At 68.3% G+C, this 14,904-nt stretch carries 15 protein-coding genes; 6 read left to right on the forward strand and 9 right to left on the reverse strand.

Going from position 1 to position 14,904, the window contains the following annotated elements; translation table 11 throughout:
• Positions 1-76: 76 nt before the first annotated feature.
• The gene (locus tag CHINAEXTREME_RS13500; protein ID WP_007141885.1) at positions 77-568 is read right to left on the reverse strand and encodes a plastocyanin/azurin family copper-binding protein; all 492 of its coding nucleotides are present in this window, start codon (positions 566-568) and stop codon (positions 77-79) included.
• 96 nt (positions 569-664) lie between these two features.
• On the reverse strand, positions 665-1,771 hold the full coding sequence (locus CHINAEXTREME_RS13505; protein ID WP_007141886.1) for an NADH:flavin oxidoreductase/NADH oxidase: 1,107 nt from the start codon (positions 1,769-1,771) through the stop codon (positions 665-667).
• A gap of 164 nt (positions 1,772-1,935) precedes the next feature.
• Between CHINAEXTREME_RS13505 and CHINAEXTREME_RS13510 the strand changes: the two genes are divergently transcribed.
• A complete protein-coding gene (locus CHINAEXTREME_RS13510) occupies positions 1,936-2,766 on the forward strand; it encodes a BtpA/SgcQ family protein (RefSeq protein ID WP_007141887.1) in 831 nt (276 codons plus the stop codon).
• Between the two features lie 12 nt (positions 2,767-2,778).
• On the opposite strand, the gene CHINAEXTREME_RS13515 is transcribed toward CHINAEXTREME_RS13510, so the two are convergent.
• Positions 2,779-3,549 carry an Lrp/AsnC family transcriptional regulator gene (locus CHINAEXTREME_RS13515; protein ID WP_007141888.1) on the reverse strand — a complete coding sequence of 257 codons (771 nt, stop codon included), beginning with the start codon at positions 3,547-3,549 and terminating at the stop codon, positions 2,779-2,781.
• 231 nt (positions 3,550-3,780) lie between these two features.
• Between CHINAEXTREME_RS13515 and CHINAEXTREME_RS13520 the strand changes: the two genes are divergently transcribed.
• The 3 genes from CHINAEXTREME_RS13520 to CHINAEXTREME_RS13530 all read left to right on the forward strand — a co-directional run bounded on the left by CHINAEXTREME_RS13520 (position 3,781) and on the right by CHINAEXTREME_RS13530 (position 6,537).
• Positions 3,781-4,233 (forward strand): zinc ribbon domain-containing protein, encoded by a 453-nt coding sequence (locus tag CHINAEXTREME_RS13520; protein WP_007141889.1) that lies wholly within the window; start codon positions 3,781-3,783, stop codon positions 4,231-4,233.
• Between the two features lie 88 nt (positions 4,234-4,321).
• A complete protein-coding gene (locus CHINAEXTREME_RS13525) occupies positions 4,322-4,987 on the forward strand; it encodes a potassium channel family protein (RefSeq protein ID WP_007141890.1) in 666 nt (221 codons plus the stop codon).
• A 2-nt stretch (positions 4,988-4,989) separates the two neighbouring features.
• Positions 4,990-6,537 carry a TrkH family potassium uptake protein gene (locus tag CHINAEXTREME_RS13530; RefSeq protein ID WP_007141891.1) on the forward strand — a complete coding sequence of 516 codons (1,548 nt, stop codon included), beginning with the start codon at positions 4,990-4,992 and terminating at the stop codon, positions 6,535-6,537.
• Between the two features lie 26 nt (positions 6,538-6,563).
• On the opposite strand, the gene CHINAEXTREME_RS13535 is transcribed toward CHINAEXTREME_RS13530, so the two are convergent.
• From CHINAEXTREME_RS13535 to CHINAEXTREME_RS13545, 3 genes are all read right to left on the reverse strand, one after another.
• A complete protein-coding gene (locus tag CHINAEXTREME_RS13535) occupies positions 6,564-7,805 on the reverse strand; it encodes a tripartite tricarboxylate transporter permease (protein ID WP_007141892.1) in 1,242 nt (413 codons plus the stop codon).
• 64 nt (positions 7,806-7,869) lie between these two features.
• Positions 7,870-8,943, reverse strand: coding sequence for a Brp/Blh family beta-carotene 15,15'-dioxygenase (locus tag CHINAEXTREME_RS13540; RefSeq protein ID WP_007141893.1), 1,074 nt, complete (start codon positions 8,941-8,943; stop codon positions 7,870-7,872).
• On the reverse strand, positions 8,940-9,713 hold the full coding sequence (locus CHINAEXTREME_RS13545) for a lycopene cyclase domain-containing protein (RefSeq protein ID WP_007141894.1): 774 nt from the start codon (positions 9,711-9,713) through the stop codon (positions 8,940-8,942). The genes CHINAEXTREME_RS13540 and CHINAEXTREME_RS13545 overlap by 4 nt, the downstream gene beginning before the upstream one ends.
• 266 nt (positions 9,714-9,979) lie before the next feature.
• On the opposite strand from CHINAEXTREME_RS13545, the gene CHINAEXTREME_RS13550 reads away from it, so the two are divergent.
• Entirely contained in the window at positions 9,980-11,008 is a 1,029-nt protein-coding gene (locus CHINAEXTREME_RS13550) for a Brp/Blh family beta-carotene 15,15'-dioxygenase (RefSeq protein WP_010546771.1), read from the forward strand.
• Positions 11,009-11,107: 99 nt separating this feature from the next.
• On the forward strand, positions 11,108-12,673 hold the full coding sequence (locus tag CHINAEXTREME_RS13555; RefSeq protein ID WP_010546772.1) for a phytoene desaturase family protein: 1,566 nt from the start codon (positions 11,108-11,110) through the stop codon (positions 12,671-12,673).
• A gap of 121 nt (positions 12,674-12,794) precedes the next feature.
• Here CHINAEXTREME_RS13555 and rpl12p read toward each other — a convergent pair whose 3' ends face one another.
• The 3 genes from rpl12p to CHINAEXTREME_RS13570 are packed head-to-tail and all read right to left on the reverse strand — an operon-like array spanning position 12,795 to position 14,832.
• The gene (rpl12p, locus tag CHINAEXTREME_RS13560; RefSeq protein ID WP_007141898.1) at positions 12,795-13,136 is read right to left on the reverse strand and encodes a 50S ribosomal protein P1; all 342 of its coding nucleotides are present in this window, start codon (positions 13,134-13,136) and stop codon (positions 12,795-12,797) included.
• 21 nt (positions 13,137-13,157) lie between these two features.
• Positions 13,158-14,198 (reverse strand): 50S ribosomal protein L10, encoded by a 1,041-nt coding sequence (locus tag CHINAEXTREME_RS13565; RefSeq protein WP_007141899.1) that lies wholly within the window; start codon positions 14,196-14,198, stop codon positions 13,158-13,160.
• Position 14,199: 1 nt separating this feature from the next.
• Positions 14,200-14,832, reverse strand: coding sequence for a 50S ribosomal protein L1 (locus tag CHINAEXTREME_RS13570; protein WP_007141900.1), 633 nt, complete (start codon positions 14,830-14,832; stop codon positions 14,200-14,202).
• Positions 14,833-14,904 lie beyond the last annotated feature (72 nt).

Here is a 14,904-nt window from a genome sequence, read left to right on the forward strand (position 1 = left end):
GTCGGGTGGTCGACCGCCGGCGGAGACAACGCGATTCGCGACGTTCGATTCCGTCGGGCGCTTCTGATCGGGCCGGCTACTCGACGACGATGTCCCCGATCATCGTGGTCTCGTGGGGATCGCAGACGTAACTGGCCATCTCGCTGCTGGCCGTGAACTCGAGCCACTGATCCTCGGGTTCGGCGACCTGCTCCGTCGAGAGGTCGTCGACGACATCGCCGCCGTCGGTACGGATCTCGATGTTGTGCTGGGACCCGTCGCCCTGGGTCCAGCCGATCTCGTAGTCTTCGCCCTCCTGCAGGATCAGCGTCGGGTTCTGCTCGCCTTCGATATCGCCGGGGGCGAGTCCTTCCCAACCGGCGGTCTGGCCGTCGAGTTCGATCTGCGTGCCGGGATCGATCTCGAACCCGTCGGAACCGCCGTCGTCTTCGTCTTCGGTACCGTTCTCCGTCTCGTCCTCGCCGTCGCCGTCCCCGTCGTTACCCGAACAGCCGGCCACGAGCGCGGTCGCCCCCGCCGCGCCGGCTGCTTTCAGGAACGTTCGACGGCTCCCTTCGTCAACGGTCATGCGTCGTTCGAACGATAGCTTACCGTCTCATTGAAGCGTCCGACTGCTCCCATCGGCTGGGACGAGGGGAGAAGATGTTCGCCGAATCCTTTACTACTACCGGACCGCTCGCCGGTACTGGATCGGCCACTCCTCGGGAGCGTCCGTCTCGAGGTCCTCGGCTGCCCGGAGCCCGAAGTACGGATCCCGGAGGAACTCGCGACCGACCAGCACGAGGTCCGTGCGGTCGTTTCGCACGAGCGCGTCGGCCTGTTCGGGTTCGGTGATCCCGCCGACGGCACCGACGGCCGCATCCGACCCCTGGCGAACCGCTTCGGCCAGCGGCACCTGAAAGTTCGGCCCGCCCGGCGCGTCCTGCTCGGGGTGGAGCCCGCCGGAACTGACGTCGATCAGGTCGACACCCAGCTCGGCGAGGTCGTCCGCCAGCCGAACCGACTGGTCGACGTCCCAGGAGTCGCGGTCCTCGAGCCAGTCCGTCCCGGAGATGCGGACGAAGACCGGCTTCCCCTCGGGCCAGACGTCGCGGACGGCCCGGACGACCTCCCGGAGGAGCCGCGTTCGGTCCTCGAAGCTCCCCCCGTAGTCGTCCTCGCGGCGGTTCGTGACCGGCGAGAGGAACTCGTGGAGCAGGTAGCCGTGGGCGGCGTGAACCTCCGCGATCTCGAAGCCGGCCTCGAGCGAGCGCTCGGCGGCGTCGCGGTAGGCCTCGATCACGCCCTCGATGTCGTCCTGGGTCGCCTTCCGCATGGCGGGTCGATCACCCGAGAACGGCGGGTACGCGTCGGGCGAAGGGGAGAGAACTTCCCAGCCGTCCGCGCCGTCGGGGTCGATCTCGTCCGGGGCGATGGGAACGTTGCCGTCCCACGGACGGGTCTTGCTGGCCTTGTGACCCGCGTGGGCGAGCTGGATCGCCGGTACGCTCCCCTGCTCACGGACGAACTCGGTGATCGGCCGCAGGGCTTCGGCGTGCTCGTCGCTCCAGATCCCGAGGTCGTGGGGCGTGATCCGTCCCTCGGGCGAGACGGCGGTCGCTTCGGTCATCACGATGCCCGCGCCGCCGACGGCCCGACTGCCGAGGTGGACGCGGTGCCACTCGGTCGGCAGCCCGTCGGGGTCACAGGAGTACTGACACATCGGCGAGACCGCGATCCGGTTGGGTATCTCGCAGTCCCGCAGCGACAGCGGAGAGAAAAGGTCACTCATGTACGGTACGCGGGCGTAGCCACCCCGCGGGAAAAACGCCCCCGGACGGGGACGGCTTTGCCGCCTTGCGGTTCGCTCCCGAACCCGTTCGGAGGCCGTCGTGCGGTCCGGCGTGGCCCAGCCCCAGCGAACGGTATTTCTCCCTCGAGGAGTCACGGTCCCACATGACCACTCCATCGCAGCCGCGATTCCTCGAGCGGTTCGACGTCGCTCGTCCGGTGATCGGCATGATACACCTGCCGCCGCTGCCCGGCGCACCGGGGTTCGACGGCGACCGCGGGTTCATCCGGGAGCGGGCGCTTGCCGACGCACGTCGGCTCGTCGCCGGCGGCGTCGACGGGATCGTTCTCGAGAACTTCGGCGACGCGCCGTTTCACCCCGATTCCGTGCCGAAACACGTCGTCGCGGAGATGACCGCCGTCGCCGCCGCGGTTCGACGCGAGGTCGACGTCCCACTCGGCGTCAACGTCCTCCGGAACGACGCCGAGGCAGCGCTGTCGATCGCGGCGGCGGTCGACGCCGCGTTCGTCCGGATCAACGTCCACGTCGGGACGGCCGCGACCGATCAAGGCGTCCTCGAGGGGCAGGCACACGAAACGATGCGACTGCGGGAGCGACTCGAGGCCGACGTCGCGGTCCTCGCGGACGTCCACGTCAAGCACGCCACCCCAGTCGGCGACGCTGGCGTCGAACGCGCCGCACGCGAGACGGTCGGACGGGGCCGGGCCGACGGCGTCCTCGTCTCCGGGTCGGGGACCGGACGGGAAGCGGCGCTCGAGGACGTGCGCCGGGTCGCTGCGGCCGTGCCGGAGACGCCGGTACTGGTCGGCAGCGGCGTCACCGCAGAGACCGTCGGCGACTGTCTCGAGGCGGGCGCGGACGGGGTCGTCGTGGGGACGGCGCTGAAAGACGGCGGCGAGACGACGAACGCGGTGGACCCGGAGCGAGTGGGGAGGGTCGTGACGGCGGCCCGGGAGGCGAGCACGAACGACTGAGAATGCGTCGACTCAGTCTCCGGTTTCCGGCACTCGTTCCCGTTCCCCGGTAAACGCGTCCAGGGTCTCCTCCGAGATGCCCGACCGGGAGTGGACCGTCACGAAGTCGCCCTCCTCGATGGTCGTCTCCCCGGCGGGCGTGATCGCCCGCTCGTCCCGGTCGATCCGGACCACCAGCACGTCCGAGGGGATGAACCCGTCCTCGTTGGCCCGCTCGAGGGTTTTGCCGGCGATGGGCGCCCCCTCCTTGACGACGACCTCGATCACGTCCGCGCCTCCCGCGAGCCCGGCGACGCCGGTCACCGGCGAGATCGGTTCCGTCTCCCTCGGGCCGAACCGGGCGTAGGGCCGAAAGTGCTCCCGCCGGAGCAGATCCTCGTCGTCGATCTCGACCCCGAGGGACGTGATGTCCTGGGCGATACGCGTGAGGTCGTCCGTGTCCGTGCCGACTGCCTTGATCCGGAGGTCGCCCTTGCCCGACATGGCCTCCCGAACGTTGATGACACCGGGGACGTCGAGCACCTGCTGGGCCAGTTTCTGTCGGTCGGTCGCCGTCGTACTGCACACGAACAGGTCGGTCAGGAGCCTGTCGGCCCGTTCGTAGTTCACGTGGGCGTGGTACCCCTCGATGATGCCCTCCTCCTCGAGACGCCGGATCCGGTTCCGGACGGTCGGGGCGGAGACGTCTACCTTCTCGGCGATGTCCGGTGCGGACGTGTGCCGTGCCTCCCGGGAGAGGTAGTAGAGGATCTGTTCGTCCACGTCATCGATGCGGTCGCCCATATTTATACCCGGGAATTAGTACCATATCTGTATTTAAGTTACCTTTGGGCTACGGTGGAAAATCGGCCAGTTCGCCGCGAGCGTCCGTCGTCGTTCGCGAGAGAGATGGGGATTTCGTACGGCAGAGCGCCCGAGGATACTGGCGAACGTTTAGAAAATATATGGGATTCAGACAAACGATCGAATAACTCAACGCAAGATATTTTAGGTAACGGGAGCTGCCGTTTATCAATGAGTGGAGATGAGCCGGTAGCACCGGAGGCGGTACCCGATCCGCTCGTCGAGCGCCTCGTCGCGCTCGACGTTCCGGAACTGCGCGCGGTTCGGACGTACGTCGAGCGACTGCTCGATTACGCCCGTCCGCCGCTGACCGACCGGATCCGGGCCGAGGCGTCGGGCGAACTGCTCGAGATCGACGACCACGGCGGCTCCGCTCTGGTTCGTAAACGCCCGCCGAACCAGGAGGAATCCGACGCGGACCCTGGGATCGTCTCGCTCTACCGCGTGACTCGAGAGCGTCACATCGGCGGGGAGGAGACGTTGCACTGGTCGTTCCTGGGCGACGTGCGAAACCCGACGCTCACCGACTGTGACCACTGCGGCGGTTCGGTGGACGAGCACGCCGAGACCTGCCCACACTGCGGCAGCGAACTCCCCGATTCGAACCGGGAGGGGGAACGATGACCGGACCGGCGATCGTTCGGTCGCCTTCCCGTATCGGTCGACCCCCGAAAACGACCCCCGCGGCACCGATGTCGACGGAGGTGCCCCGATGTATCTGATTGTCGTCGGCGCGGGCAACATCGGCTCGAACCTGATCGAACGGGCCGTCCAGGACGGTAACGACGTCGTCGTCATCGAGAAGGACGAAGCGAGGGCCAACGCCGCGTCCGCCGAGTACGACTGTCTCGTGTTGCACGCCGACGCGACGAACCACGATACCCTCGTTGAGGCGGAGATCGATCGGGCGGACGCGGTCATCTCGACGACGGACGTCGACGCGACCAACATCATGGTGATGTTACTCGCGCAGGAACACGGCGTCCCGAATCTCGTCAGCGTCGTCCACGATCCCGACAACCTCCCGGTCTTCGAGAAGATCGGCGTCACCCTCATCGAGAACCCCCAACAGCTGATCGCGGACTACCTCTATCACTCGGTGCGGTATCCGGGCGTCAGCGACTTCATCGAACTCGACGGCGACACCGAACTCGTGGACCTGACCGTCGACGGGGACGCGCCGATGAGCGGCCAGCAGCTCGAGACCGCGCTCGAGTCGGGGCGGCTCCCCGAAGGGTGTCTCGTCGTCGCCCTCGAGCGGGACGGCGAGATCCGCGCCCCGCGGGGGGAGACGACGATACTGGCGGGCGATCGGGTGACCGTCTTCACCGACGACGCCGCCCTGGACGACGCCGTCGCGGCGTTTACCGACGCCTAACCATGCGACCCGATCATCGCGTCGTCGGACGGGACGTCGGCCGCATTCTCCAGGTCGTCTCGCTGGTTTCGGCCGCATCAATCCCGGTCGCCGTCGTCAACGGCGAGTTCTTCGCCGTGCCGGCGTTCGCCCTCGCCGCGCTCGTGATGGCCGGCATCGGGATCGGCCTGGCCCGGCGGTACCGCGACGCGGCGACGCCGGAAAAGGCCGAGGCGATGGTGACGGCGGCGAGCGCCTGGGCGCTGGTCGGCGTGTTGGGCGGGCTTCCCTTCCTGCTGGTCGCGTGGACGATCGAGCTCGACCCGTTTCCCGCCTGGGCGAACACACCCCCGATGGACGATACGACCGAGATCTTCATCAACCCACTCGATGCAGTCTTCGAGAGCATGAGCGGGTTCACGGGGACGGGGCTTACGGTCGCCGCGGTCGAAGAGGAGTTGCCCCGATCGCTTCACTGGTGGCGCTCGCTCACGGAGTGGATCGGCGGCGTCGGCGTGATCGTGTTGACCGTCGCGATCCTCGCTCGGCCCGGCAGCGGTTCGCTCACGCTCTTCGAGAGCGAGGCTCGCTCCGAGAAGATCCACCCCAGCGTCGTCAACACGGTCAAAGAGATCTGGAAGATCTACCTCGGACTGACCCTCGGGTCGATCGGCCTGTTCCTCGCGGTCGGGATGCCCCTGTGGGGCGCGATCAACCATGGAATGACGGGGATCGCCACCGGCGGGTTCTCCGTTCACGCCGACTCGATCGGCCACTACGGCAGCCCCCTCATCGAGTACGCGGTCGTCCCGGTCATGATCGCAGGCAGCATCGCCTTCCCCGTTCACTATCTCATCCTCAAGGGTGAGCTCTCGAACTTCTACAAGGACGTCCAGACGCGCTGGGTGTTCCTCTGGTTCGGCATCGGATCGGTCGTTCTGACCGGGATCCTCGCGCTCAACGGCCAGTACGAGTCGTTCGAGAAGACCTTCCGTACGGCCCTGTTCCAGTTCGTGTCCGCGACCTCGAACACCGGCTTCGGGACGGTAGCGATCGGAAACGGGACGGAACGGGTCTGGTCGGCCGGTGCGACGCTACTCGCCTGTCTCGGGATGCTCACCGGCGCGGCAGCCGGATCGACGGTCAGCGGCCTCAAACTCGTTCGGGTCATCACGCTCGTCAAGGGGACGGCCTGGCAGATCGGGAACGTCCTCCAGCCCGATAGCGCGGTCCGAAGCTTCCGGATCGGCCAGCGAGACCTCTCCGAGGAGCAGATTCAGCGCGAGTACACCGAGGCGACGGTCGTGTTCGTGCTGTGGGTGGCCGCCCTGATGGTCGGGGTCGCCGTCCTGTTGCGGACGCTCTCCCCGGCCTACCCCCTCGAGTACGTGATCTTCGACGTGATGAGCGCACAGAGCAACGTCGGGCTCGACTCGGGCATCACGGGGCCGGACCTGCCCGCCGCGGGCAGGGCGATGCTGATCGCCAACATGTGGGTGGGCCGGCTCGAGATCATCCCGGTCGCGGTGTTGCTGGGCGCAGTCTTCCGGCGGGCCGGCCTCTATCGGTGACGGCCCTTGGAGACGTACCGCGCCATTCAAACCCCGAACAGTAGCGGGCCGATCAACACCCCCATCAGGTGGACTCGCCGCGCTCGCAACCGTACGGGGACCATGCCGACAGCAGCCGCGGCAGCGAAGACGGCAACCCCCATCGGGCCGGTAAACAGGAACGAGAGGACGACCAGGAGACCGAGGACGGCCACCGAGACCCTCCAGTAGGGTAGCCGCCCTACCAACTCGAGGTAGGCGTCCCCGACGGCGATCACGAGGACGAAGCCGATCAGGCCCGCGACGACCACGACACCGACGAGGAGGGGCAACTCGAGCGGCGCGTTCGCGCTCTCGAAGGCCACCATCACGCCGGTCCGCGGCCGGCCGATCGCGGCGAGCGCGAACAGCGCGAAGATCGCGTTGGCCGTGTCGACGCCGCTGGTCGCGACGATGTAGCCCCGGTCGCCGGCTCCGCCCGGCACGAGCGCGAGGACCGCGACGGCGGCGATCGCGGCGGACACGCCCGGGACGTAGCCGACGACGGCTCCCGCGAGCGCCCCGGCGACGGCCGTCGCCCCGAGGAGGGGACGGGACATCGCGATCGCGTCGTCCCGCTGGGGCGGGATACCGCTCCCGAACGCGGCGTCGATCAACACGGGCGCGCCGAACAGGCCCGCGAACAGCGGCGCGAGGGTGCCGCCCGCTTCGAGGGGCGCCTCGGGGGAGAGATCCAGAGTCAGCAGACCCAGGCCCGCTGCCAGCGCGAACGAGAACAGGGCGACGGCACGGCTCCGCCACGTCCGTTCGGAGGCGATCAGCGCGACGACGACCGCCGCAAGCACGAGCGAGAGGTTCGTCCGGAGGGTCGGGTAGACCGCCGTGACGGCTCGCGTGACGGGGACGGCGAGCGGCACGGCGGCGAGCACCGCGAGCACGCTCCCGAGCGCGGAGAGCCGGATCGCCTCGTATCCCCTGCCCTCGAGTACCATCCGGTGGCCCGGCAAGGCAGTGACGGCCATCTCGGCGTCGGGAACGCCCAGCGCCATCGCGGGGACGGCGTTGAGGAAGGTGTGGACGACGCCGGCCGCGAGCATCGCGGAGCCGACGAAAAGCGGCGGCCCCGGGACCGACGGCGCGATCCCGGCGAGCAGGAACGCGAAGTTGTTCGCGTGCAGGCCCGGAACGAGGCCGCTACAACACCCCAGCGCCGCGCCGGCGAGCGACCAGGCGAGCAGCCGGAACGACAGCGCGGGATCGGTGACGACCTCGACTGGACCGACAGCCATCGCCTCCTCTGGCCGCCCGTTCGTACTTAAACCCGCGCCGGCCCGCTCACGGTCACGGTCACGGTCACGGGGGCCCCCACACCCGTTGCTCGAGGTCCAGCAGCGAGACCACGACCACGTGAGGGAGGGTCAGCACGGCGATACAGACGAGATAGAGGGCGGCGACGTCGGGGACGGTCGCCGGCGTTCGGGGTACCAGCAGTCCAAGCCCGCCGAGCACCGCGAGGGCGGCGACCGTCAGCGGCGCGGCGTCGCGGGCAAACCGCCCCAGGGCCGCGAGGTCGTTCCCGTCGGCGAGGGCCTCGACCGCGGGGTCGTCGACGAGCAGCGTTCGGAGGACGTGTCGGACGGAGTGCCACAGCGCGAAGTAGAGCCCGATCGCCAGGATCGGCGGCACGAGGGCGAAGAAGGCGACGAGTCCGAGGGTCTCGGCGACGTCGATCAGCCAGGGCTCGAGCGCGTTACCTGTGCGGCGGTACCCCAGGGCGAGCGAGGCGACGACGAGCGCGCCGAACCCGAGGCCGACCGTCGCCCGGACCGCAGGCTCGAAGATCGGCTCGAGGGCGGCCGCCGCCGCGGGATCGAACAGGCCGATCAGCGTTCCGGCGACGAATGCGTACTGCTCGGGGAAAGCGACGAGCGGGACGAGCATCGGCAGCCCGCCGCGAACGACCAGCGCGAGCGCGCGAGCGGTTCGGCTCTCGAGGTAGGTGCCGTCGCGGGTGAACGCGAACAGCGCGTAGACGTCGCCCTGACCCCAGTGGAAAAGCGTCACGAGAATGAACAGGGCGAACGCGAACGCCGGTGCGAGAAACCAGACGGCCGCGTAACTCGTCCCCACGACGAGGTAGAGCACCCCCACGGCGACCATCGATCGGGACGTGACTGGGTCGTTCCGCGCGCGCGGGAGCACGAGATGATCGACCGCGCCGTGCGGGAGGCCGAAGACGACGACGGTCGCCACGAGCGGGAGGTACTGATAGACGAGCGGGAGCGAGTCGACGGCGGCGACGAGTGCCAGCCCGGCAAGGATCGTGGCAGCACCGAACCCGAGGCTGAGCCGTCCCGCACGCCGTCGCGCGCCGCTCGCGTCCGAACGGCCGAGCGACCCTTCGGACCGGGACGGTGTGGCGGTCACGGGAGATCACTCGGGGTTCGAAGCCGCTCGAGCGCGGGGAGTTCGTGGACGCGGTCGACCAGCCAGACGTAGAGGACGATTCCCTGGACGACGAAGACGTTCGTCAGCAGGAAGAACAGTCCCTCCTCGATCGGGAGCCCCCCGATCGTGTAGCCGGTGGTGTGGCTCCCGGAGATGATCCAGATCCCCCACTCGATGGCGATCCGATCGACGACACAGAGGTACAGCGTCGGCACGGCGACCGCGAGCGCGACCGGCCGACGGACCCGCCACAGGTACGTGAGGCCGAACGCCCACTGGATCGCCAGTACCGGGCCCGCCCACAGCAGCAACGAGCCGAGGTAGTACGTCGAGGTCGGACCCGCGAACAGCGTCCAGCCGACGACAGTGATCGCGAGCCCCCCGAGGGAACCGGCGAGTCTGTGGCTGCGGGGGATCCGGAGCGGCAGGTCGGCCCTCGCGGGGAACTGGAACAGGACGAGCGCGGTCAGGATCGGCTGTAGGACGAAAAAGAGGTACTCCTCGAGCGGCGTGTACCAGATTCGACCCAGCACTGCACCGTCGCCGTACCACCAGACTCCCTCCGGGATCATGTGGTTGGTCCACGGGGTGGTGTACGCCACTGCGAGGAAGAGAACGATCACGAGACCGGTGGCGGCACGTCGGTCCCGCCAGGCCGTCGGGCGTCGGACCGCGAGCCACCCGAGGATGAGGATCGGTGGCAGAACGAACGCCGCGTGAAATCCCAGGTAAGTAAGCGGCGGCGTCATCGACCCGTCCCTCGAGCGAGCGACGACCGCGGTCGGCCCCCGGGGAGGACGGCAGCGAGGGAAGTATCCCACGTGAACTGGCGGAGGTTCATTCGTCATTCGAAAACTCACGGCCGCACACACGTAAAGAACAGGGCAACACTGTTCGACTGGCGGGGAACGGCGGCCCGATCCGTCCGGACGCTGACGCCCCGCTGCCGACAGCCCCCTTAAAACCCCGCCCGATGTCGGTCAGCGCACAAGTGTGAGCCGTCCTAACCTCCGATATGGCGACTCACTCCCGAGTTCGGGGCTCGCGTTCCCTGCCGGCACTCGAGACGATCGCAGTGCAGGGCTCTCGCGTCGCGCTGCTGGGCCTCGCCGTCGCGTTCGTCGCGGCGAAGGCGCTCGGACGGATGCCGTCGCTCGAGGCGCAACTGGTCGTCTACCTGGTCGGGATGATCGCGCTGAATCTCCCGCACGGCGGCTACGAACACTTCTCGAACCTCCGGCGGCGCGGCCTGCCGTTCGGAGCCCGGTACGTCGGGGCGTACGCCCTCTGTATCGCCGCGTTCGTCGCGCTGTTTTTCGTCGCGCCGATCCCGGCGCTCGGCCTCGCGTTCGCCGTCGCGGTCGCGAAGGCCGGCCACGGCGACCTCCACGTCATGGACGCACTGGTCGGGAGCGACCACCTCGAAACCCGACTCCAGCGGGCGCTCGCGGCGGTCGCCCGTGGCGGCGCGGTCATGATCGTCCCGCTTCTCGCCTGGCCCGATACGTTCAACGGGTTCGCGACGTACATGCTCCTCCTGTTCGATCCGGGGGCGATCGGTGCGCTCGGACCCGCCCTCGAGTCGGCGCGGGTGGTTCTCGGCGTCGGCTACGCGGTCGCAGTCGTCGGCCACCTTACGCTCGGGTACGCGGTCGGGGGTGGCGCGTCCTGGCTCCGCGACGCCGCCGAGACGGGGCTGCTCGTGGGTTACTTCGCGGCCGTCCCCGTCGTCGTCGCCGTCGGGCTGTACTTCCCGCTGTGGTACTCGCTGCGACAGGCGGGCCGGGAGCGGTACGCCCGTCGGATCGAACCACCGACCGGCCTCTCCGTCAGGGACACCTGCGTCGCGATGCTCGCCGGCGGCGCGGCGACGGCCGCGGTCGCCGGCGCGTTCTGGCTCGTCGTTCCCAACCCGCTCGGCGGGCTCACTCTCTTGCCCGGGCTCGTAGCGTTTTACACGATCTTCGTCTGCGTCATCGCCCTGCCACACGTCGTGATCGGCGAGTGGCTCGACGCGGGCCGCGGGATCTGGTACGTGCCCTGACCCCCTCGCTCGAGTCGCGGACGACACCCGACCGCGGCGAACCTAAATACCCCGAGAATAGCGGCTGACAGACTTCCGTGACCGATACGAAACGTGACTATGAGCGACCTGACCGACGACTCGATCGCGGTCGCCGGCGCAGGCTTCGGCGGTCTCGCCGCGGCCGCCTACCTCGCGGCCGCGGGGGCGGACGTCACGGTGTACGAACGACGAACCGAGGTCGGCGGCGTCGCGGGCCGGTTGACCGGCGAGGGGTTCCGGTTCGACACCGGCCCCTCCTGGTACCTCATGCCCGAACTGTTCGACCGGTTTTTCGCCGATTTCGGCCGCGAGCCGTCCGACTACTACGACCTCGAGCGGCTGGACCCGAACTACCGGGTCTTCTGGGAGGACGGCGATCGGGCGGACGTCCCCGCCGATCCCGCCGAGGCAGGGGCCCTGTTCGAGTCCTACAGCCCCGGCGCGGGGGAGGCCCTCGAGCGGTACCTCACGGACGCCCGCGAGGCCTACGAGATCGGGATGAACCGGTTCGTCCTGCCGAACCGGACGCGGTTCCGGGACTACCTCTCGACCGACGTACTCCGGTCGGCCCGCGGACTCGCCCTGCTCGGCACGATGGACGACCACGTCGCCGACTACTTTGATCATCCGAAACTGCGCCAACTCGTCCAGTACACGCTGGTCTTCCTGGGCGGCGCCCCCCACAACACGCCCGCGCTCTATACCCTCATGAGTCACGTCGACTACGGGCTGGGCGTCTACTACCCCCAGGGCGGCATGCGCGAGGTGGTCGACGCCGTCGCTGCGGTCGCCCGCGAACAGGGTGCGACGATCGAAACCGGGACGCCGATCGACGCCCTCGAGCCGACCCCCAACGGGTTCGCCGTCACGACTGACGCTGGGCGCGTGCGACACGACCGCGTCGTCTGCAACGCGCCGCCGGCCCACGTCGAGCGAGACCTCCTCCCCGCGGGCGTTCCGGACCGGCCCGACGACTACTGGGACGACCGAACCTACGCCCCGTCGGCGTTCATGCTGTACCTCGGGGTCGACGGCGAACCCCCCGAGTTCGAACACCACACGCTCGTCCTCCCGACCGACTGGACCCCACATTTCGAATCCATCTTCGACGACCCCGCGTGGCCCGACGATCCGGCCTACTACGTCAACGTCCCCTCCCGGACGGATCCGTCGGTCGCCCCCGACGGCTGCGAGACGGTCGTGATCCTCGTCCCGATCGCGCCCGGACTCGAGGACGACGACGCGACGCGCGAGCGGTTCCGCGACGCCGTGCTCGCTGACCTCGCGGAGACGACGGGGGTCGACCTCCGCGAGCGGATCCGCTTCGAGGAACGGGCCTGCGTCTCCGAGTTCGCCGGGGGGTTCAACAAACCCCAGGGCACGGCGCTCGGACTGGCCCACACGCTCCGCCAGACGGGGCCGCTCCGACCCCGTCACCGCGTGCCTGGCCTCGAGGGGTTGTACTACGTCGGCGGCGACACGAATCCGGGGATCGGCGTCCCGATGTGTCTGCTGAGCGGCGAACACGTCACGGAGGCGGTTCTGGCGGACGCCCGGGACGGCCCCGTGGACCGGGGTCGGAGCGGAAACGGGCTTCGCCGGCTCCTCCGGCAGGGGCTGTATCGGGTCCAGTCCAGCCTCTAACTGCGTTCTCGACTCCGCTCCGGTCGCTTTGCTGCTCGCTACGCGAGCGGCGTCGCCACTGGCCGACGTGACACACGCAAAAAATATCGATCGTTGAGACTGTGAACTCGTCGCGTCCGACTTAGCCGAAGAGCTCGCCGAGACCTTCGCCGTCGGCCTCGTCGTCTTCGTCCTCGTCCTCGTCCGTCGTGTCCGGGACGTCGCTGGTCTCTTCTTCCTCTTCGGCTTCCTCGTCGGCTTCCTCGGCGGCGGCACCGCCAGCGGCGCCGGCGGCCGCGGCGGGCGCGGCAGCAGCCTCGGAGACGGCCTCGTCGATGTCGACGTCCTCGAGCGCGGCGACGAGCGCCTTGACGCGGGACTCTTCGACGTCGACGCCGGCAGCGTCGAGTACGTCGGTGAGGTTGTCTTCGTTGATCTCTTCGCCCGATTCGTTCAGGATGAGTGCAGCGTAAACGTATTCCATTGTTGAATCCTCCGTTAGTCGTTATCCGAACATTTCGCCGAGGCCGGCCGCGCCGTCTTCGTCGTCATCGTCGTCTTCCTCGTCGGCGTCGGCCTCCTCTTCGGTCTGGTCGTCTACCGATTCGTCTTCGTCCTCGCTCTCGCCCTCGTCAGCCGCCGGCTGTGCAGGCGCGTCGACGTCCTGCAGCTCCTCCGGCAGCGCTTCCTCGTCGTCGATCTGGGCGGCGAGCGCGCGAAGTTGCGCGTCGGCCTTGGTGACGAGGTCGGGCATGAGCTCTTCGTCCTCGATGGCGGCCTGCAGGCCGAGGCTCTTTGCCTCGCCCGTGGCCTTGGCGACCAGCGTCGGGACCGTCGTCTCGGTCGGGTACTCCGCGTTGACCGCGAGGTTCCGCGCCCGAGCGGCGGCCGTCTGCACGTCGCTCTCGTAGGCCTCGACGTCGATGTCGAGGTCTTCGGGGTCGAAGAGGACGCCCTCGGCGACGACGGCACGAAGGTCGAGCCCGACTTCCTTGGGCTCGATGCCGAGTTCGTTGAGGACGTTCGCCAGGTCCGCAGAGACCTCCTCGCCGGCCTCGAGGACCGTCGAGTCCTCCATGACCTGAATCGAACCGTCCTCGATGCGTGCGTTCGCGCCGATACCCTGAAGTTCGCCGACGAACGGCCCCGGATCGACGCCCGTGTCCCCTTCCGGGATCACGATGTCGTTCGGGGCGACCTCGCCCTCGTTGATCGGCGCCGGCGTCTTCGACGCCTCGAGCTCCTTGTAGAGCGCGAAGGGGTTGTCGTTCGTCGCGATCAGACCGACGTGGCCTTCGACGTGGTCGACCAGGTCGTCGTAGCCGGCCTCCTCGAGTGCGCGGATCTGCAGGGTGTTGCGGCTGACACGCAGCTCCGCGGTGCCGTACAGATCGCGGCGCATGTCCTGGAGCTGCTTCGAGGGGATGCCGGTGAGGCCGACGATGCCGACGCTCTCGTACTCGCCGAGTAGCTCGGAGAGCTCCTCGACTTCCTCTTGCTTCCACTGGGGAAGGTTCTCGGTTTTGCGTTCAGCCTGGGCGCTCATGTTAGGCCACCTCCACGGACGGGCCCATCGTCGTCTTCACGTAGACGGCGTCGATGTTCTGGGGCCCCTTCTCGAGGTCCGCGTGCAGGCGACGCAGGATGACGTCGATGTTGTCGGCGATGTTCTCGGCATCCATGTCTTCGGCGCCGACGAGCGTGTGGAAGGTTCGTCGGTCGCCGGAGCGAAGCTGCACGGTGTTTTTGAGCCGGTTGACGGTCTCGACGACGTCGTCGTCGGGACTGAGCGGGTCCGGCATCTTCCCCCGGGGACCGAGGATGGTACCCAGGTGCCGGGCGATGTCTTGCATCATCGCCTCTTCGGCGATGAAGAAGTCCGTCTCGTCGGCCATGTCTTTGGCCTCGTCGTCGTCGAGGTCTGCGACCTCGTCCTCCGAGAGAACCTCGTCCGCGGCCTCTTCGGCGCGGACTGCAGTTTCGCCCTCGGCAATGACGACGATTCGCGTGTCCTGTCCGGTTCCGGACGGGAGCACGACGGACTCGTCAACTCGATTCGACGGTTCGTTCAGGTCAAGGTCGCGCAGATTGATCGCGAGGTCCACCGTCTCGGTAAAGTTCCGATCCGGTGACTCCTCGAGTGCGCGAGCCACTGCGGTTTCGATATCCGAATCTGCCATCGTTCACCTCCGTAGTACGCAGGAGTGCTCCTACGGGTCAGTGAAACAGGCGATGCCTGTCTCTGTTGAAGG

It is taken from the genome of Halobiforma lacisalsi AJ5, assembly GCF_000226975.2.
Lineage (GTDB): Archaea > Halobacteriota > Halobacteria > Halobacteriales > Natrialbaceae > Natronobacterium > Natronobacterium lacisalsi.